This is a genomic window from Paenibacillus allorhizosphaerae (assembly GCF_042659105.1).
Taxonomy (GTDB): Bacteria; Bacillota; Bacilli; order Paenibacillales; family NBRC-103111; genus Paenibacillus_G; species Paenibacillus_G allorhizosphaerae.
Window position 1 is genome coordinate 616,812 of the sequence record NZ_JBHSRV010000003.1, and the last position, 19,465, is coordinate 636,276.

The 19,465-nt window shown below is 52.9% G+C and carries 22 protein-coding genes; 3 read left to right on the top strand and 19 right to left on the bottom strand.

Features of this window, described 5'->3' with window-relative positions:
* Positions 1-105 precede the first annotated feature (105 nt).
* The 7 genes from ACFQI7_RS15980 to purT form a co-directional block, all read right to left on the bottom strand.
* Entirely contained in the window at positions 106-618 is a 513-nt protein-coding gene (locus ACFQI7_RS15980; RefSeq protein ID WP_218097895.1) for a hypothetical protein, read from the bottom strand.
* Positions 615-1,085, bottom strand: a complete 471-nt coding sequence (locus ACFQI7_RS15985; RefSeq protein ID WP_218097896.1) for a hypothetical protein — start codon at positions 1,083-1,085, stop codon at positions 615-617. The genes ACFQI7_RS15980 and ACFQI7_RS15985 overlap by 4 nt, the downstream gene beginning before the upstream one ends.
* Before the next feature lie 75 nt (positions 1,086-1,160).
* Entirely contained in the window at positions 1,161-2,714 is a 1,554-nt protein-coding gene (locus ACFQI7_RS15990) for a response regulator (protein WP_218097897.1), read from the bottom strand.
* 3 nt (positions 2,715-2,717) lie between these two features.
* Complete coding sequence (locus ACFQI7_RS15995; protein ID WP_218097898.1) at positions 2,718-4,436, bottom strand: sensor histidine kinase; 1,719 nt, start codon at positions 4,434-4,436, stop codon at positions 2,718-2,720.
* A gap of 164 nt (positions 4,437-4,600) precedes the next feature.
* A complete protein-coding gene (locus ACFQI7_RS16000; RefSeq protein WP_377517089.1) occupies positions 4,601-4,879 on the bottom strand; it encodes a hypothetical protein in 279 nt (92 codons plus the stop codon).
* 60 nt (positions 4,880-4,939) lie between these two features.
* Positions 4,940-5,725 (bottom strand): TIGR00266 family protein, encoded by a 786-nt coding sequence (locus ACFQI7_RS16005; RefSeq protein ID WP_218097900.1) that lies wholly within the window; start codon positions 5,723-5,725, stop codon positions 4,940-4,942.
* 144 nt (positions 5,726-5,869) lie between these two features.
* Positions 5,870-7,054, bottom strand: coding sequence for a formate-dependent phosphoribosylglycinamide formyltransferase (gene purT / locus ACFQI7_RS16010; protein ID WP_218097901.1), 1,185 nt, complete (start codon positions 7,052-7,054; stop codon positions 5,870-5,872).
* Between the two features lie 317 nt (positions 7,055-7,371).
* Here purT and ACFQI7_RS16015 point away from each other — a divergent pair, with 317 nt between their 5' ends.
* Complete coding sequence (locus ACFQI7_RS16015) at positions 7,372-7,686, top strand: winged helix-turn-helix transcriptional regulator (protein ID WP_218094652.1); 315 nt, start codon at positions 7,372-7,374, stop codon at positions 7,684-7,686.
* 46 nt (positions 7,687-7,732) lie between these two features.
* Here the strand turns inward: ACFQI7_RS16015 and ACFQI7_RS16020 are convergent, their stop codons facing one another.
* Entirely contained in the window at positions 7,733-7,954 is a 222-nt protein-coding gene (locus ACFQI7_RS16020) for a hypothetical protein (protein ID WP_218097902.1), read from the bottom strand.
* A 92-nt stretch (positions 7,955-8,046) separates the two neighbouring features.
* The gene (locus tag ACFQI7_RS16025) at positions 8,047-8,241 is read right to left on the bottom strand and encodes an aspartyl-phosphate phosphatase Spo0E family protein (RefSeq protein WP_218097903.1); all 195 of its coding nucleotides are present in this window, start codon (positions 8,239-8,241) and stop codon (positions 8,047-8,049) included.
* A gap of 236 nt (positions 8,242-8,477) precedes the next feature.
* Between ACFQI7_RS16025 and ACFQI7_RS16030 the strand changes: the two genes are divergently transcribed.
* Entirely contained in the window at positions 8,478-9,179 is a 702-nt protein-coding gene (locus tag ACFQI7_RS16030; RefSeq protein WP_218097904.1) for a response regulator transcription factor, read from the top strand.
* Between the two features lie 72 nt (positions 9,180-9,251).
* Here the strand turns inward: ACFQI7_RS16030 and ACFQI7_RS16035 are convergent, their stop codons facing one another.
* The 8 genes from ACFQI7_RS16035 to ACFQI7_RS16070 form a co-directional block, all read right to left on the bottom strand.
* A complete protein-coding gene (locus tag ACFQI7_RS16035; protein ID WP_218097905.1) occupies positions 9,252-9,989 on the bottom strand; it encodes a YhcN/YlaJ family sporulation lipoprotein in 738 nt (245 codons plus the stop codon).
* Positions 9,990-10,129: 140 nt separating this feature from the next.
* Entirely contained in the window at positions 10,130-10,615 is a 486-nt protein-coding gene (locus ACFQI7_RS16040) for a hypothetical protein (protein ID WP_218097906.1), read from the bottom strand.
* Positions 10,608-11,318 (bottom strand): trimeric intracellular cation channel family protein, encoded by a 711-nt coding sequence (locus ACFQI7_RS16045; RefSeq protein ID WP_218097907.1) that lies wholly within the window; start codon positions 11,316-11,318, stop codon positions 10,608-10,610. Before ACFQI7_RS16045 ends, ACFQI7_RS16040 begins: the two co-directional genes overlap by 8 nt.
* A 7-nt stretch (positions 11,319-11,325) precedes the next feature.
* The gene (locus ACFQI7_RS16050) at positions 11,326-12,402 is read right to left on the bottom strand and encodes a Gfo/Idh/MocA family protein (RefSeq protein WP_218097908.1); all 1,077 of its coding nucleotides are present in this window, start codon (positions 12,400-12,402) and stop codon (positions 11,326-11,328) included.
* A 76-nt stretch (positions 12,403-12,478) separates the two neighbouring features.
* Positions 12,479-13,144 (bottom strand): response regulator transcription factor, encoded by a 666-nt coding sequence (locus tag ACFQI7_RS16055; protein WP_218097909.1) that lies wholly within the window; start codon positions 13,142-13,144, stop codon positions 12,479-12,481.
* Position 13,145: 1 nt separating this feature from the next.
* On the bottom strand, positions 13,146-14,540 hold the full coding sequence (locus ACFQI7_RS16060) for a sensor histidine kinase (protein WP_218097910.1): 1,395 nt from the start codon (positions 14,538-14,540) through the stop codon (positions 13,146-13,148).
* A gap of 23 nt (positions 14,541-14,563) precedes the next feature.
* On the bottom strand, positions 14,564-14,944 hold the full coding sequence (gene kapB, locus ACFQI7_RS16065; RefSeq protein WP_218097911.1) for a kinase-associated lipoprotein B: 381 nt from the start codon (positions 14,942-14,944) through the stop codon (positions 14,564-14,566).
* Positions 14,945-14,964: 20 nt separating this feature from the next.
* Positions 14,965-15,306 carry a thioredoxin family protein gene (locus ACFQI7_RS16070; RefSeq protein WP_230414705.1) on the bottom strand — a complete coding sequence of 114 codons (342 nt, stop codon included), beginning with the start codon at positions 15,304-15,306 and terminating at the stop codon, positions 14,965-14,967.
* 95 nt (positions 15,307-15,401) lie between these two features.
* Between ACFQI7_RS16070 and ACFQI7_RS16075 the strand changes: the two genes are divergently transcribed.
* Entirely contained in the window at positions 15,402-15,620 is a 219-nt protein-coding gene (locus ACFQI7_RS16075; RefSeq protein ID WP_218097912.1) for a hypothetical protein, read from the top strand.
* Between the two features lie 79 nt (positions 15,621-15,699).
* Here the strand turns inward: ACFQI7_RS16075 and ACFQI7_RS16080 are convergent, their stop codons facing one another.
* Positions 15,700-17,313, bottom strand: coding sequence for an ABC-F family ATP-binding cassette domain-containing protein (locus ACFQI7_RS16080; RefSeq protein WP_218097913.1), 1,614 nt, complete (start codon positions 17,311-17,313; stop codon positions 15,700-15,702).
* A 210-nt stretch (positions 17,314-17,523) separates the two neighbouring features.
* Positions 17,524-19,449: an ABC-F family ATP-binding cassette domain-containing protein gene (locus ACFQI7_RS16085; RefSeq protein WP_218097914.1), complete on the bottom strand. Its 1,926-nt coding sequence runs from the start codon at positions 19,447-19,449 to the stop codon at positions 17,524-17,526.
* Between the last annotated feature and the right edge of the window lie 16 nt (positions 19,450-19,465).

The window sequence follows — 19,465 nt, forward strand, 5'->3', positions numbered from 1 at the left end:
TTGCCCCCTTTCTATGAAAGCGTTCTCTATATTTTAGAGTAATGTTTTGGACAGCATAAAAAAAGACACCTTTTTGTTCGAAAAGGTGTCTTTTTGTTGGATAGCTCAGCCTGCTGCAGTTCTTCTTGGCACATACCGCTGCACCAGCTTCAACAGCGCAATATTCAAATAGTAGACCAATACGTACACCGGGGTCGAATAAAAAGGATTCCAGCCTTTGTATGTAAACACATGAAACCAATACGCCGAGATCCATTCCATCGCATTCGTAAGTATTGCGCAGCCTATTACATATCCGGCCAGTTTCCAGCCCTTCAGCCTCCATCGGTCGTAATAGAAGAGGACAAAGAATGCAGCCGGCGGATAAGTGAAAACGTACATTACCCAATCAAAATACTCGAACTCGGGATGATCTCCGTAATCATACAGGTCATACGGATTCACCGCTATCGTAAAATCAGCCGTTTGCGCCAAGCAATAATTAAAAATCCAAATGCACACGACGGTCAGCAGCGAGAATCGGCGGGGAAGCGATAGCCAGATGGACCAATTGGCGAGCGCAGCGCAAATAATAAACCATTCGTTCGCGTCGAATCGAACCGGGGGAAACAAGATCATGAGCCGAAGCCCTCCCTTCTCATCAAAGCGCGAAAGACGGCCGTAAACGCAGCGGATAAAGTAAAGATAAGCGCGAAGAGCAGCGCGGAACGAGTAAACGACCAATTTGAGAACAAAAGCAGTTTATTCATAGCTAGCACACCGTCGCCAATCATTAGCATCCCCAGGCAAATCGCAAAGGAAAGCAGCCGCAGCACCATACTCCGGACGGATACGATCCATGCGATTGACCAGAGGACCAGGCTCGGATTGATGATCAGCGCCGTTTGCTTTAATATCCAAAAGGTTTTCGGATGGCCGTCATACTGCACGTAATTTAAGTTTAATGTCGTAATCGTAAAAAACATCTGCTCGAAAGACGCGATAAAACACCAATAACTCACGATTTCAAGCGGGTGCAAATAACGTTTAAGCCAAAATACCGTCGATAGCGCGAAGAGACTGCACGCCAATACGAGACCCAGCATAACGAAGACTCCTTTAAAACCGATACTACTTTGAAGTATTCGCCTACTTCAGGAAAGTTATGTAACCTAACGCGGTCACATTAGCTCTACGTATTCCTTGGGCGTACATCCGACCATCCGTTTGAACGTTTTGGCGAACGCTTTCGCATCGTTGAAGCCGACCGCTTCGGCGATTTCGTACACCTTGCGGTTTCCGCTCTTCAACAGTTTTTTGGCCGCATCCATGCGGATGCGGGTCAGCGCCTCGGACAACGACTCTCCGGTCTCTTTGCCGTACAGATCGCTGATATAGCTGCGGCTAAGTCTCACATGATCGGCAATATCCGTCGTACTAATGGGCAAATGATAATGCGCCTGCATATACTCGTAAGCTTTCCGAATAAACGGGTTGCGCGATTCCATCCATTCATATCCCGAACCGCTGAGCAGCTCTAACAATCCGGTCATCGCCGATTCCGTTTCTCGTAGCAGCGTCTCGAATTGCAGATGCCGCCGCGGCGCTTCCGGAGAAAGATATGTTTTGCCGAAATCGTTCAGATCGAGCCATTCGTTGTGCTGCCGCGCAAAGGCGGCGGAGAAGCTGAGCAGCTCCTGAAAATAATCGTAAACAAGCTCCGCATTCGGTTGCCGCGCCCGGATTCGATTGCCGATCTCCGCCAATGCATGCATGACCGCGTTACTGTTGCCTCCGGAAAGCGCTCGCAGGAGATTATGCTTTTCCGCTTGCGGGAGCAGTTCTTCTCCGGTCTCGGCCGCTGCCCGCACGTTTCCGTAAAAATACTGCTCCCGCTCTTCGCGGTGACGATCTAATGCGGCCTTTAAGCCTCCGATACCGCGAATTCCCGGAATGGCGCTGACATAGCAAGGCGTGTCGAATGTGACGGAACGTTCTTCGACCAATCGTTTCAATCTTGCAATGGCCTGTTCCGGGTCAAAGAGATTGCCTTGGCTGCTTCCGGCTGGCAGCCCCTCGAAAATAAGCATCGCCTGACGCTCGCTCCATGGAATGACAGCGAACGCCTCGGGAGACGACCAGTCTCCAGACGTCCACGGAAAACCCGCGGCCAAATAGAACATATAGCTTGCATATGTATTCGTGAAGGTTTCTTCTTCCGGAAAAAGCCGCCGGAACGCCCCTTCGTTAGGCTCCGCGTCCGTTTCCAGCATGCGCCGAAGCTCGGCCCCGGTTTGCGATTGCCGCGACTGCTCCAATTGAATGCGGATGCGGTTAAATTCTTCCGCTTCCGACCGTTCGCGGAGCAGCGATTCTTTGGCTTCTCGAAGCACAATGGCCAAGTTCTCGGGTTCCATCGTAGGCTTTAATATATAGTCCCGCGCGCCGAGCTTCATCGCTTCCTTCACGTATTGAAAATCGTCCAAACAGCTAAGCACGACGACAGCAACACGCTTCGCACCGCCGTTCAGCTTCCGCACCAGCTCCAGACCGTCCATACGAGGCATCAGAATGTCCGTAACGACAATATCGACCGCGCCGGTCTTTACCGCTTCCCACGCATCCGCACCATCTTCCGCTTCGCCGTACCACCGCAGTCCTTCCGATTCCCAATCGATCATCGTCCGAAGCACTTGACGAATAATCGGCTCGTCATCCACAACCAAAACGTTCATGGCCTATCCCCCGCTTTGATGGATCGGCAGCGTCAGCCGGCATACGGTTCCTTCGCCGGGCTTGCCGATGATATGCAAATGATATCCGCTGCCGTAATAAAGCTTGATCTTCTCCCGGATATGCCGCACGCCGATACCGCTCATCCGTTCACGCACCCGAACTCCACCCGTCTCCTCATCCGGTTTTTCCGTATTCTCCTCCGTTATCCCGATTCCATTGTCTTCAACTTCGCAAATCAGCAAATCTCGTTTCGGATCCAAACTGACGTTGACTCGGATCAAGCCTTCCCTTTTCGCAGGCTCGATGCCATGAACAATTGCGTTTTCAACGAGCGGCTGAAGCAGCATGCATGGCAGTAAGCAGTGGTTCGCACCTGCCTCTACCACACACTCCAGCCGTATTTTATCACCGTAACGAAAGCGCTGGATTTCCATGTAATCTTGCAGCAGCCCGACTTCTTCTTTAACGGTAATGAAATCTCCCTTTTTTCCCAAACTCGCTTGCAGCAGCCGTACAAGCGCGGTCACCACTTCGGAAATTTGCGGCGTTTTATGAAGCTTGGCCACCCATTTGATCGTATTCAGCGTATTATATAGAAAGTGCGGATTCAGCTGGTACTGCAGCGCTTCCATCTCGGCCTCTTTCTTGAGCGCTTCTTCCCGCTTCACTTGACGAATCAGTTCCTCCAGCCGGTTCAACATTTGATTATAGCTGTCTCCCAACTCTTGCAGGCTGCTGCTTTTACCGACCCAGTACGCTTTCCAATCGCCGCGTTCCGCCCGTTTCATCAATTGTCTCAAATGTTCGACGGGCGATTGATAGTATCGCCTATATAAGAAAGCGCTTGCGCCGCCAGCAGCAATCAATGTCAAGGCAAAAACGAATGCCAGCGGCACAGCGTTGCGTCTACCGGACAACAAACCCGGGGGCGTGATTTCTGCGCGCGAATACCAGGCGGCCTGAGGAATATCAAGAAGCTTCTGGGAAATAAACCGACCTCGCTCCCAATTATCGAAGCTGCCCTGTTCATTGCCGTGGCCGGGCAAGGCCACCGTCGGTTGTCCGGGTGCTTGATACCGATACAGGAGCTGCCCGCGATCGTTGTAGACGATCATGCCGCTAAGCAGCTGCTCTCCTGCCGTATCCTTCAACATTCGCGCGACATTCAGAGACAGCGAGACGGTTCCTTTCACCACGCTTGTGCCTCTTTCCGTAATCGGCATGACATAGATCAGTTCCTTCACAGGGTCAGACTCGCGGCCCGGAATATCCGATGCGGCATAGAGCAGCCGCTCGTTACGGGATATAGCCGGCAGCATCCGGGATGCAAGCGCCGAGCCTTCGGGATCCGTCTGATTGCAGAGCGATATTCCGGTTTGATCCTGCGTCACGCACAACTCCGAAATATACGGAAACTGTGCCGCTTGCCGCCGGATCATGGCGTCCAGTTCGTCCCTTATCCCTGCATCCTCCGGCGTTTCCCGGCTGAAGCCGCTTTCGGCAAACCGCCGAACGACATAATCCGACGCGAGAAACCGGATCGTTCGATCAAGCTCCGACACCGTGTGCTGCATGCGCTGCACGATCTGACCATGCGTCCATCGCATCTGCTGCTCCGTCTGCTCGCGGACAAGGGACGCCGTCTGTACGTATACAAAAACAACGGATCCGGTCAAAATCAGGGTGCATGCCGCTCCAATATATATAAGTAAACGAAGCATGTCGTTCCCGTCTCCCGTGGTGCGACTTAAAAAAAGCCCATGGGCATGGCGCCCACGGGCTTTGTTGACCGGGTCAATTGCGGCTTCATCCGTTGAAAAGGACACACCGTTCCTCCGGCCGAAACAACCGGCCGTCTCCCGATCTGCATCGGCTGAATTGCCGATTAAGGAGTTCCCGCCAATTCCAGAGCCTGGGATGAGATTTCGCTTTTGAACTTGGACATGCAGTTGCAAAGAAAATCTTTGCGGCAAATCGGGCATGGTTCCTTCAGCAAACGGTTAATATGGGTCGGCACGGTTGCGCCTTCCGCATCTTTCCCGTAGATCAGACGGCAAACCGTGCGATCTTTCAACTGCGCTACAATTTCAAACAATCCGTTTTTCGGATTGCGACTTACGATTTTGGCATCGACGACCTGGGGTTGATATGCCAAGTTGAGCACCTCTTTCGATATGTAATGGCATCTTTGGTAAGGTTGTACTAAGAATGATATCGCTTTTTGTTACTTGCCGTCAAGCAGGTTGCCAAGGCCTCCCAAGATGCTGCCTTCTTCCTTCCGTCCGCCCGGTCCTGCCGCGCTGATGACGCGATCCGCCAAACGGCTGAACGGCAGCGATTGAATCCATACCCGGCCCGGTCCGCGCAAAGTAGCGAAGAACAATCCTTCGCCGCCGAACAGCGCGGTTTTGATGCCTTTGACGAACTCGATGTCATAATCGACGTCCTGCGTCATGGCGACAAGACAACCGGTATCTACGCGAATCATTTCGCCAGGCTGCAGCACCCGCTCGCAAATGGTCCCGCCCGCATGAACAAAGGCGAGCCCGTCGCCTTCGATCTTTTGCATGATGAAGCCCTCGCCGCCGAAAAAGCCCGCACCAAGCTTGCGCTGGAAGTCGATGCCGATCGATACGCCTTTGGCTGCGCACAAAAACGAATCCTTTTGACAAATCAGTTTACCGTTAAGCGTCGTTAAATCCATAGGCAAAATCCGGCCCGGATAAGGCGAAGCGAAGCTGACGCTTTCTTTGCCCCGCCCCCGGTTCGTGAACACCGTCATGAACAGGCTTTCGCCGGTCAAAAGACGCTTGCCGGCGCCGAACAACTTGCCCATCAGCCCCGACCCTTGATTGCTGCCATCGCCGAATATCGTTTCCATTTGAATATTTTGATCCATCATCATCATGCTGCCCGCTTCAGCGATGACGCTTTCCCCGGGATCCAGTTCAATTTCGACATACTGCATTTCGGTTCCGTTAATACGGTAATCAATTTCATGAGCGTTCATGGTCCCACTCCTTAAGGTTCATATAATACGACATGCTGCAGCCGTCAGTTCAACTGAAGCTGCGCACGCGCTCAGGTTGCTGTGTAATCCATACGTTTCGCAACGCGGCGCGGTTTCATTCAGTTGCAACCCCAAGCGGAACGATCATTGATCTCCGTATTCGATCCGCAAGCAGGACGCCGCTTCTTTCGCTTGTCTTCGCGCCTGGCCGACATCGTCAGAAGAACTCAGTGCAACGGCCATCCGGCGCCCGATCTTCGTCTCCGGCTTGCCGAACACACGAACTTGCGAATTCGGCACCGACAGCGCCTCTTCCAGTCCCCCGATGCGGAACGACTCGGATTCGCGGTCCGCTTTCAGCGTGTAAGATGCGCCGGGCGTAAGCAGTCGGATCGTAGGAATCGGAAAGCCGAGAATCGCCCGCACATGCAGCGCAAATTCGGACAAATCCTGCGTAGCCATCGTCACCATGCCCGTATCGTGCGGCCGCGGGCTCACTTCGCTGAAATATACTTTGTCGGGCGCAAGAAACAACTCGACTCCGTAAATTCCGGTTCCGCCCAGCGCGTCGGTAATCGCTCCGGCGATACGTTCCGCTTCGCGGATTTGTTCTTCGCTCATCTCATGCGGCTGCCAGGACTCGATGTAATCTCCGTCCTTTTGAATATGCCCGATCGGCGCGCAATAAGTCGTACCCGATACGGAACGAACGGTAAGCAGCGTAATTTCCGAGTCGAAGCGGATGAACTCCTCTACGATGACCCGCGTTTTTTTCGCACGCCCGCCTTCCATCGCATAATTCCACGAAGTTTCCACGTCGTCCGGCGTGCGGCACACGCTTTGCCCTTTACCGGAGGAGCTCATGATCGGCTTGATCACGCATGGCGTGCCGATCTCGGCCACGGCGGTCTTCAGCTCCTCCAGGCTGTCGGCAAACGCAAACTTCGCGGTCGGCAGTCCTAACGTCTCCGACGCGAGACGGCGGATCCCCTCCCGATCCATCGTCAGCCGGGCGGCGTTCGCGGTAGGAACGACGCGGTAGCCTTCCCGTTCAAGCTCTACAAGCGTCTGCGTGGCGATCGCCTCAATCTCCGGCACGATCAAATCCGGCCGCTCCTGTTCAATGATCCGGCGCAGCTCCTCTCCGTCCAGCATAGGAATGACATAAGAGCGATGCGCTACTTGCATGGCGGGCGCCGAAGCGTAGCGGTCTACCGCGATGGTCTCCACACCGAGCCGCTGTGCTTCAATGACGACTTCTTTTCCCAATTCGCCAGAGCCGAGCAGCATCATTTTTTTTGCCTGTCCCGATAAGGGAGCTCCATACATAAAATAATTCCTCCTAATTGGTCAAAAGGATGAGTGCGAGCAAATCGTTCCATCCATATTTTTTGCCTAACGCCTTTATACTGTAAAAGACGGCATTTTTCAACCCAAATTTATGCAAAACGCCCAGACCGCTTATATTTCGACAAAATCACGTTCCAACTTGCGCTTGGCACGCGTACCGGAAGTCGAATCGTTAGTGAATCCGAATGTTTTGTGTTAAAATAAAAGTATATTACTAATAGTTAGTGAGTTGCTACAAAAAAGCTTACATTTGTCAAGTAGCTTATGCTAAAATGTATGTAAAGAGGTGAAAGGCAATGGCAGATCAACTGCATTCCATGTGTCCCAAATTTGAAGCCGCCTTCGAAATTCTCGGCAAACGCTGGACCGGACTGATTATCCGCGTCCTGCTGCAAGGGCCATGCCGGTTCAAAGATATATCCGAAATGATTCCAGGAATGAGCGATCGGATGCTGGCCGAACGGTTTAAAGAATTAGAAGCGGCCGGTCTGATCTCCCGTCATGTATATCCCGAAACGCCGGTACGAATCGAATACGAGCTTACGGAAAAAGGAAAAGCGCTCCGTCCGGTAATGGACGAAGTGCAGCAATGGGGAGAGACGTGGGTATAATTCCTGCGTCCCTTTTTCCCTTATAGAGGTGCCTGGTAGTCCTTCCTCAATGAAAAGTCGGCTCCGCTATAAACGTGACCGGGTAATAGTACATCCGTTGTCCGCATTCGGGACATTTCGATACGTTCTGCTGATCGTTCAGCGAGTTCATGAACATAGAAAAAGAAAAAGACGATTCATGATTGATCGTCTGAATAATGTCTGTATGATCTACATAAGCGCAGCCGGCGGAACTGCAGCAAGCACGCACTTTATAACAGCTATTCACGATATCCACGCATCCTTCCAAGACGGTTCCGCAGCAAAAACGGTATATTCTTCTTGGTATTTCCATCTGCCCGGAATATCATGCATGTATGATTAATGCGCCATCGCGGTTTCTTGTTTTTGGAGAGGACAGGAGCGGCTCATCGCTTGAACGATCAGTTTGTCAAGCTCCATGCTTTTCTCGACAACATTCGAGTCTGTCAGAGCGCAGCCTTGGCCGATGACAAGCGTATTCAGCTCGTCGACGCAACTGCGGATTTGCCGTTCCAAATATTCACAAATGAACATAAGCTTGTCCCCCTTTGTACATCTCGATCTCATGAATTCGAGATACTTCATAACGCATGTGTTCTTTATAACGGATGATCGGCGCCGCCAAGTCCAAAGCGCGATGCCTTGCCGGCGGGTTAATACTATGGCTTTCTGATGTTTATTATGATCGGAATTCGTTTAATAAGTTGTAATCCCCTGTTTGGCAAATATAAATTTTTCTAACACTTTCCTAACAATTCGAGGTGAAATGGATGTCTGTCGTTTTGCTGATAGAGGATGATCAAAGTATAGCGGATATGATATCCATCTATTTAAGCGAAGACCAATATAAGGTTTATCGCGCGGGTGACGGGATGCAAGCGAAGCTGCTATTTCAGGAGCACGACCCGGACGTAATCATTCTCGACTTGATACTGCCGGATACGAACGGGATCGATTTGTGCCGGTATTTCCGCGAAAGCTCCTCCGTGCCGATCCTTATCGTTTCGGCGAAAAACGAGGTGTCCGAACGGGTCAATGCGCTGCAGATCGGGGCCGACGACTATTTATGCAAGCCGTTCAGCATGCGGGAGTTGGCTGCGCGGACAGGCGCGCTGCTTCGCCGCTCCGCGATGTCGGGAAGCCCGCTGCGCAATTCGCCCGCCGTTATGGTAAAAAGCGTCCCGATGAAAGATATCGTAGTCGATTTGGAAAAGCGCTGTATTTTCCTGCACAATCACCCGGTCGATACGACATTTTCCGAATTCGAGATCATGAAAAATTTTTGGATGAATCCCGGTAAAGTATTTTCCCGCGAAGAGCTGCTGAACAAAATACGCGGCATCGATTCATTCGTCACGGAACGGTCGGTCGATGTGCATATCACCAATCTGCGGAAAAAAGTCGAAGTCGATCCGAAAGAGCCCAAACATATTAAAACGGTGTGGGGCGTCGGCTATAAGTTTGAAATATAGACCTTTCATACAAGACAAACGCCGCTTTCCCGGTTGCACCCGGGAGGCGGCGTTCATCGTTGAGGCGAAAATTTACTTGCGGGTATTTCCATCGACTGGGAATACATGCTGCACCATCGTGTTGAACTCGTTCAAATAATCGTACAGGTTGCCCTTTTCCTTCTCTTCTTTGGCGTAAAATTGAACGCGTTGAACGAAGTTCGGATTGGCTGAAACGAATACTTGTTTAAACGACTTTTGGGAGAATGCCTGCGTTTGCTTGCGGATGTCGGTAGCCGCCTCTGTCGAGAGCCCCCCGTGCTCGGTCCACGAAATGCGATCCGGTTTCGATCCTGTCCCGAATAAGCCCATTCCGCCTTTCGAATGGACAGGATAGTTCGTAACTTCCGGGGAAGCCTCCGCATCCGGATTATGCCCGTCAAGCACAACGGCGACATATGCGTTCGCTTCCGTCACCAGCACCTGTGCGGACTGGATGCCCGGCAAGCTTCTCAGTTTCTGCGCCACCTGCGGATCGAATTTGATCGTTTTCGATAACAATGGATTGTTCGGGTCGAGCGGATATCGGTTGCCTGCCTCGTCCGTCTGTTTCTGATTTTGCTCGCCCACCCAGCGTTCCTTGACGCCTAATGAAGGATTCTCATTATTACGGGAATCGCGGTCAAATAGAGCTTGCTGCCGGTAGTCCTCCATCCCGCCTCCCGGCCTGCTGGCCTGCGGCCTGTTTCCGCCGCAGCCTGCGGCGGTCAGCATGCAGCCAATGCTTATGGCCAGCAGCAGCCGGCATTTCCGGCGTTTTGCGATGTTCATCCTGTTGTACCCTCCCTGTCTGCAGCCTCACACAAGTTGTTGCTTTCCCACTTAGGATGAATCAACTTACAGAAAATATGCGGAAGCGGGAGCAAAAAAAGGAGCTTCCTCATCTAAACGGAGGAAACTCCTTGCCTAAGCTATTCTTTATCGTGACGGTCCAGACGTTCGAGCAGCTTGCGCACTTCTTCCTGCGACAGCTCGCCTGCTTGTTTGAACAAGCGAAGCTGTTCCTCGATGTCCCGGCCAATCGCTTCATTCTCGGCTTCCTGATCCGCGTAGGAAGGATCGAACCATACGTAATCGCCATCCGGCCCGTTGCGCAGAAAAGGCTTGCTCCAGTGACCCGGATATTCGTACGCCGCATCGCTAAACATGATGCCGAGCACGTCATCGCTGGCTAAAGGCATCAGTTGATGGAATATTTCCTCCTGCCCCGCTTCTGGGCCGACCGCGGCGAAATTGCGGTGCAGGTAAGCGTAATGGAGGTAATGCTCGCCGGTCGCCTTGTCTTTGGCAATCTCATACAGCTCCAGCGCATCTTCCTTTAACGATTTGACGGTCTCCAGCCTGTCGGCGATGGAAACGGAAGACACGCGTGTGCTGTCCTGCCATGATTCACTCACCTTTTGCCGCCTCCTTTGTCTCGGGTTTGCTCGAAGCTAACGGCGTCGCAGCCGAAGAGACGTGTGCCGACATTTCGTCGTGAAGGCGAAGCGACCGCCTAGGCAGCCGCCATTGGAGCTGCACGGACAGCATGCGCAGCGCAACGATCGCAAAGAATAGCGATAGAACCGGTACAGGGCCCTCAATAATGCCGAGGCCGATCACAAGCCCTGACAACAGCCCCCAGACGGCGTATATCTCGTCGCGCAGCACAAGCGGCTTGCGCCCTGCCAGCACATCGCGAATGATGCCGCCTCCGATGCCCGTCAGCATTGCGGCTACCATGACGGCGCTGAGCGGCACGTTCATTTGCGCAGCATACATCGCGCCTTGGATCGAGAAGGCGGACAAGCCGATGGCGTCGAAGAAGGACTCCCACATTTTCCATTTGCGTATCCAGCTGAGCGGGACGACAAATACGAGAAAAGCGGCAATGATCGCAGTGCGAAGATATAGCCCTTGCTCCCATAACGTCGTCACCGGGATGCCGATCAGTAAATTTCTTACGACGCCGCCGCCGAATGCCGTTACGAGCGCCAAGACGAATACGCCCAAAATATCGTACTCTTCTTCCATCGCTACAACGGCACCCGAGACCGCAAATGCGATCGTGCCGATCACGCTGAATAATAATTGCAGATTGATTTCAAGCAGAGCTTCCATGTCAAGCTTACAGACTCCAATCCAGGTTCACCATATTGCCCGTACGGGAAGATTCATAGATCGCTTCGAGCACCAAGCTGTTGGCGAGGCCCGACATTGCCGATGTGAGCGGCTCTTTACCTGTGCGGATACAGTCGATGAAGTGGCGGCTCATCCGCGCGCGAGGACCCTCGTCATTAGCAGGAGCAGTAAGCTCAACATCCGCTGTACGGTCGAAGAGTTCCGTATGTAATCGGCCTTTGCCTTCGCCGAGCGATGCACCGCCTTCCGTTCCCATCAAATACACATATGCTCCGTTGTTTTGAAAATTCGTGTGCGCCGCCCAGCTTACGTCGAGCGTCAAGGTGCTTCCGTTATCAAGCTTGATCAGCGCCGTGGCGAAATCTTCCACATCGTAGAAACCGTTCCAATCCGGTTTCCCCCAAGTGCCGATGCCGCGCTTCTGCGGACCGAACTCGGCGTAAGTCGTGCCGAATACCGATACCGGCTTCGGACTGCCCATCAAATGGAGCGATACGTCCAGCATATGAACGCCGATGTCGATCAGCGGTCCGCCGCCGGATTTGTTCATTTGCGTGAACCAGGTGCCCCAACCGGGAATCCCTTTGCGGCGCATCCATCCGGTTTTGACATTATAGATTTGCCCGAGTGCGCCTTTCTCGATTTGCTCTTTCACTTGCAGGTTGATCCATTCCCAACGTCTTTGATGCGACATCATGAGCGTTTTGCCCGATAGCTGATGTGCTTTTACGATTTCCTTCGCCGCGGCGGCATTGATGGCCATCGGTTTTTCGAGGAGCACGTGTTTGCCGGCTTTCAGCGCATCGATCGCAACCGGCGCATGCGCTTCATTCGGTACGCATACGACGACGGCATCGATGCTTGGATCTTGCACCAGCTCCTGATACGATTCGTACACTTTCGGAATGCTGTACTTGCTCGCTCTTTCCACTGCCAGCGGCTGATAGACATCCGTTACGGCCGCCACTTCGACATCCGCCAATTTCTTGAACTCCTGGATATGCACGTTGCCGATGTTGCCTGCGCCAATAATGCCGATTTGAATTTTATCGTTTGCACTCATGCTTCCTCTCATGCCTCCATTGAAATATGATCACAGCAATTATCAAACAGTTCCTACTATACCACCAAAAGGAAATTTATAAAATCCCCATATCTTTCGCTTTTTGCGCAGCTTCCTTGCTGCTTTTCCCGCCAAGCTTCTTCAGAATATTGCCGACATGCACTTTGATCGTACGAATGGAGACGACGAACTTATCGGCGATTTGCGTCTGCGTATGCCCTTTTTCAATTAAATCCAGCACTTGGATTTCCGTCGGGGTCAGCAGGTTTTTGAGCTCCTTCAACCTCACCTCGTGCTCCAATTGTTTTAAGCGACGGAATTCCTCCCGCATCTGGGCGGCCACGCTAGGATGGATCGCGCTGCGGCTTTGGTAAGCGCTGCGGATCGCTTGCGGTATTTCCGTAAAATTGGACTTCACCATATAATCGACGGCGCCGGCTTTGAACGCTTCGAAGATCATTTCCTTTTCTTCCATCGACGAGAGCATGATGACTCGCGCGCCGCTGCATTTGACGATCTCGGCGGCAGCCCATAAGCCTTCCGGGTTATCGGACATCATGATGTCCATGAGTACCACATCCGCTTCCGTCTGCTCCAGGAACGCCACACCCGCTTCTCCCGTAGAAGCTTCGCCGATGATCTCGATATCGGGCTCTTTTTGCAGATAGCTCTTGAGTCCTCTAAGCCAGTCGGGATCGTCCTCGCAGATGAACACGCGAATGTTCGGAGCATTCGATTCCATATCAGTCCAACTCCTTTTGGGCCGGCAGCCGCTTGGTCTTCGGGAACTGCATGAATACGCTCGTTCCTTGTCCGGGCTTGCTGTGAATATTCATCGTGCCTTTATGCTTCTGAACAATATTATAACAATAGGACAGCCCCAAACCGAAGTTTAATTTTTTCCCGCTCTTGGTCGTATAGAACGGATCGAACACGCGTTTCAGCTGTGACTTTTCCATTCCGCTGCCGCTGTCTTTAATTTCAACGACAATTTTGCGTTTCGTTTCCGTCAGCCGTACCGTTAAATCCCCACCACGCGGCATTGCCTCGAGCGCATTGGTCAGCACATTCGTCCATACTTCCGTCAGCTGTGCGCGGTCTCCGATCAGCAACCCCTGGTAAGCGTACTGTTCCTTCACGTTGGCGGAAGACAACTGCGGCGCCAGCATGTGCAGACATTCGTGCAGAAGCTCCGCAGGGTGCAGCTCCTCCAAGTGAAGCTCAACTTCTTGCGTTTGCCCCTGAATACGGTAAAGCATGTCGTAAATATGCTGCGACGCCGCCATGATCACTTCGATGTCCTCCACGACCTGCTCGGGAGAGGTGCGGCCGTCCGCCGCCTCCGTTTTGATCTTCTCGCCGAACAAGCGGATTTTGCCGACATCGTTCTTGATCGCGTGATTCAGGATCGACGTTCCGGATGTGATGGCGCGAAGCGTATAGTCGAGCTTTTGGTTCTGGATCGAAATTTGCAGTCCCATGAAACCATAGCGCAAGCTAGAACCGATAATGACGGCGAGCGTAAACGCGATCACCCAGGCGTTGTAGCGCCATAACTCGTACATTTGAAAAAAAGCAGGCAGCACGTATAACGTAAATAAGGCAAAAAATAAGGTCGGCGCCGCTGCTGTTGTCGTGAGCAGCCGGCTTCGGCGCAAAAAAGAATTGCGCTCGCGCAAAACGGAATGAATGAGCATCGCAATCCCGGCGATGATATACGGCGTCGCCCAAAAAATAACATAATGGTAAGGAATCGGGTCCCCCGGCTTCGGCTCGAAGGCGAAGGAAAGTGCCGGCGGAATTAACAGCAGCCACGGGATGAACCGTTTCCCGTATCGGTCCCATAACGGATAGTCCGGGTAATAATGGATTGCAAACATCAGGAACGTGTACGGCAGCCCGTAATAACATGTAAGCGAACAGATGAGTTCCGCTTTGGACAGCAGCAGCGCTGCCGGCTCCGTCAACCATTGCCGATCGAATGCATACGGGACGACATGATCGGCAATGACCGCTGACAACCCGCCGCTGCCGCCGGTAAATGCGATGGCGCTGAGCCAGCGGGTCATCGGCCGTTTCGGGTCCGTTACCAGCAGGAGCAAACCGACTGTCCATAAACCGATAAGCACAAACAGCATCGCTGTCACTCCCGCCCGTCATTCTAGTACTCTTTCTTTAATTGCTCCAGTTCAGCCAAGCATTTCTCCGCAAACCGAATCGTCCGCCGAAGCTGATCCATATCCGTCTCCAGCGCTTGCTGCAGCGACTGCTTATAGTCGGGAACGGTCCCATGATAAGGCCGAATCGTATCGATCGGCATCAGAGCGATTTCCTGGAAGCTGAGCGCCCGCCGCTGATGAAAGTACGCAACGTCCGGATTATCCGGATGATGCAAATTCCCCTGCGTCGGATGGTTGAGTACCGCGAGAATTTTCACAGCCGCTTTCGCCGCCGACGTCTGTTCCACGATTTCTCCTACGTACTCCCCTGTTTTGTATGACGCTCTAACCAAGCTGCCTACAGTTAATCCAATTTGGTTCACTCGGTTATCCTCCTTCACTTTCAAATTGTATGTGCGTCTTGCTTAATAAAGCGATACAGTTCATCGACCGAGTCCATGCGATACCGGCGCTGCGCAACCACTCCTCTGTCCAGCTGCAGCAAGCAAGGCACGCTCTCGACCTTCCACTCGAACGGCAAGCTTCGGCAAACATTCACATTGCATTTGCCCAGGGGAAGCCGCGGGTCGAGTTCCAGCACAATTTCCAGCATCCGTTCGCCGACCTTGCATGTACCGCAAAGCGGCGTGTAAAAAAATACGTACCGGATTGCCGTGCCGTCTACGGACGCATCGTCTGTCGTCCATTGCTGCAGCTGCGCTTCCGTCCATTCTTGCAGTTTCATCCGCCTCGCCTCCGACTCTTTCAGTAGTAAAGTATTGCTTCCGGGCACTCTTATCCAGTAGAATGAAACTATTATGGACAGGGTAGGTGTATACGATGTCGGACTCCACGAACACGAACGATACGTCGGGGGCTCCCGAAGCCACGCGCAAGGTGAGCCTGGCGGACGCGATTAAAAACAAGCTCGCACAAAAAAAGCAATCGCAGCATGATGCAAAGGGCAACGGTCAGCAACGCGCAGGCAATGATGCCGTGATGCGCAGCCAAAATAACAAAAAGCCGAACAACCAACGGCGTCGAACCGGCGGAAGCTGATCGGGCCGCATGGAAAAGAAGGATGAGCGCTGTCTTCGCTTGAAGGCAGCGGCTCATCCTTTTTTTGCGTTGGCCCGTCTTACGCGTACAGCGCGTCCCGCTGCTTCTGGATTTCCGCGTTATCAAGATACTCGTCGTACGTGATCATTTTGTCGATCATGCCGTTAGGCGTAATTTCGATAATGCGGTTCGCAACCGTCTGTACGAACTGATGGTCATGGGATACGAACAGCATCGTGCCGTCGAAGTCGATCAACCCGTTGTTCAGCGCCGTAATCGATTCCAGATCCAAATGGTTCGTCGGCTCATCGAGAATAAGCACATTCCCGCCGGTCATCATCATTTTGGATAGCATGCAGCGCACTTTCTCGCCCCCGGACAGCACACTTGCTTTCTTCAGCGCCTCTTCTCCGGAGAAAAGCATGCGGCCGAGGAATCCGCGAAGATAAGACTCGTCTTGGTCTTTCGAATATTGGCGAAGCCAATCGACAAGGTTCATGTCCGTTTGGAAATACTCAGAGTTGTCCTTCGGGAAATACGCCTGCGTCGTCGTTACACCCCAAGCATATTCACCGGCATCCGCTTCCAGCTCGCCCATCAAAACTTGGAACAGCGTCGTCTTCGCAATGCCGTTCGGACCGACGAGGGCGATTTTGTCGCCTTTATTTACAGTGAAGCTAATATTGTTCAGCACGGGCTGTCCATCAATCGATTTGCTGAGCCGATCAACGGTCAGAAGCTGCTTGCCCGCTTCGCGCTCCGGCGTAAATTTGATGAACGGATATTTCCGCGTGGACGGTCTGATGTCTTCCAGCGTAAGCTTTTCGAGCGTCTTTTTACGCGAGGTCGCCTGCTTGGACTTGGAGGCATTGGCGCTGAAACGGCGAATAAACTCTTCAAGTTCTTTGCGCTTCTCTTCGACTTTTTTGTTTTGCTCGCGTACCAGCTTGAGCGCAAGCTGACTGGACTCGTACCAGAAGTCATAGTTGCCGACATACAGCTGAATTTTACCGAAATCGATGTCCGCAATATGCGTACACACCTGGTTCAGGAAGTGACGGTCATGGGATACGACGATAACGGTGCCTTCATACTTCGCCAGGAAGTTTTCCAGCCAGTTGATCGATTCGATGTTCAAATGGTTCGTCGGCTCGTCGAGCAACAGAATGTTCGGATTCCCGAAGAGCGCCTGCGCAAGCAGCACGCGTACTTTCTGGTTGCCGTCAAGCTCCTTCATCTGCACTTCGTGAAGCTCCTTCGGAATGCCGAGACCGATCAACAGCTCCGCCGCGTCCGATTCCGCCTGCCAGCCTTCCAGGTCTTGGAATTCGCCTTCCAGCTCCGCCGCACGCATCCCGTCATCCTCGGAGAAATCCGGTTTGGCGTAGAGCGCATTCTTTTCTTCCATAATTTCAAACAAACGGGAATGCCCCATCATTACCGTACGAAGCACTTCCACATCGTCGTATTCAAAATGGTTCTGTTTCAGCACCGCCATCCGTTCGCCTGGCGTGATGCTGACCTCCCCTTTATTCGGCTCCAATTCGCCGGACAAAATTTTCAGGAAGGTGGACTTCCCTGCGCCGTTCGCCCCGATTAAACCGTAGCAGTTGCCCGGCGTAAACTTGATGTTTACATCCTCGAACAGCGCTCTTTTGCCGTATCTCAAGGTGACATTCGTGACCGTTATCATGAAATAACAACCTACTTTCCATTGGTAGACTGAAGCAAACCGTATAATTATCGCTTCCAAACGCATATTATATCATAAAAATTGGCTGTTCCCAACCGTATTGGGCTTATCCGCCTATATTTATACATCGAACGGGTGCCGTTACATCAAGCATGCGGTCGGTAAAACCGGCAGAGTGTAAGCCTGAAAATGCTTTCGTTCCGGATTACCTTACTTGGTCTTGGCGATGCTCTCGACGAGCTCGGACAGCTCCGCCCATCGATCCATCGCTTGTTCCAACTGCGCGGTCAACTCCTGCTCCTCCTGAAACAGCTGCTGTACTTTTCCGTAGTCGCTGCCCGCTTGGGCGATCTCGGCTTTGACCTGCTCCAGCCGTTCTTCGAGCCCGGCGATTTTGGCTTCGATTCCGTCCCACTCTTTCTGTTCATTGTAAGACAGCTTCTTCGGCCGATTCGAATCGCGTCTGGATTCATTGGCCGCGTTTGCTCCTGACGGTTCCGGCTTCGTCTCCCGCTTCAGCTGCTCTTCGGCCTGACGCTCTTGTTTGACCGCTTCCATGTACTCCGTGTAGTTGCCGAAAAAGCGGCGAATGCGTCCGTCGCCTTCAAAGACGAACAGGTGGTCGGCCGTTCGGTCCAGGAAATAGCGGTCATGGGAAACCGTAATGACGACGCCGGGGAAATCGTCCAAATATTCTTCCAGCACGGTTAACGTTTGAATGTCCAAATCGTTCGTAGGCTCGTCGAGCAGCAGCACGTTTGGTTCTCCCATCAATGTGCGAAGCAAGTACAGCCTGCGCTTCTCCCCGCCGGACAGCTTTCCGATCGGCGTCCACTGCTGTGCAGGGGAGAACAGGAACCGTTCCATCATTTGCGCCGCCGTTACGCTATCGCCGGACGCCGTACGCACCACTTCCGCGACTTCCTTGATATAGTCGATCGCCCGCATCTTATCGTTCATTTCGACGGTTTCCTGCGTGTAGTAAGCGAGTTTCACGGTCGGACCGACATCGATCGTGCCGCTGTCCGGCGTCAGCCGTCCGGCCAGCAGGTTAAGAAACGTCGACTTCCCGGTCCCGTTTGGACCGATAATGCCGATACGGTCCTCCGGCAGCACGATATAGCTGAAGCTGTCCACGATCGGGCGCGACCCGAACGATTTGGAGACATGCTCCAGCTCCATAATTTTTTTGCCGAGCCGGCTTCCGCCGAGCGAGATGTCGAGCTGTGCGGCAGGCCCATCCACTTTCTTGTCGCGCAGCGCGACGACGCGTTCGATCCTCGCTTTCTGCTTGGTCGTCCGTGCTTTGGCACCTCTGCGAAGCCAGGCTAGCTCGCGGCGCAGCAGATTTTGCCGCTTATCTTCTTCCGCGGCTTCCCGCTCGAGACGATCCGCTTTCTTTTCCAAAAATGCCGCATAATTGCCTTCGTAGCTGTACAGCTCCCCGCGATCCAACTCGAAAATGCGGTTCGTGACCCGGTCAAGAAAGTAACGGTCATGCGTGACAAGCAGCAATGCCCCCTTCCACTTGCTCAAAAACTCTTCGAGCCATTCCACCGTCTCGTGATCGATATGGTTCGTCGGCTCGTCCAAAATGAGCAAATCCGCCGGTTGGATCAGTACGCGAGCCATCGCGACCCGTTTGCGCTGGCCTCCGGATAGCATGCCGACCTTTTGCCCGAAATCGCGGATGCCGAGCTGGGTCAGCACCGTCTTGGCGACAGTGCCGGCTTCCCACGCGCCCGTTGCGTCCATGCGCTGCTGAGCGGCGAACAGCTTCGCCTGCTTCTTCTCGTCCTCGGGCGACAGCTGCAGCTCCGCAAGTGCCGATTCGTATTCCCGCAGCGCCTGCATGAGCGGCGTATCGCCGAAGAACACTTGCTCCAGCACCGTCGATTCGGTATCGAAATCCGGATTTTGCGGCAAGTATTCCACACGAAAATGATTGGCGTGCGTCAGCTTTCCTTTCTCCACGGGTTCGAGCCCGGCCATCACTTTCAGCAGCGTCGATTTTCCCGTTCCGTTGACGCCGACAAGTCCGATTCGCTCCTTCTCGTTGATTTGAAAGTCGATATGATCGAACAGCACTTTCTCGCCGTAGCTTACATAAAGTTGTTCCACGGTCAAAATATTCATGAGCGCTCCGCTCCTT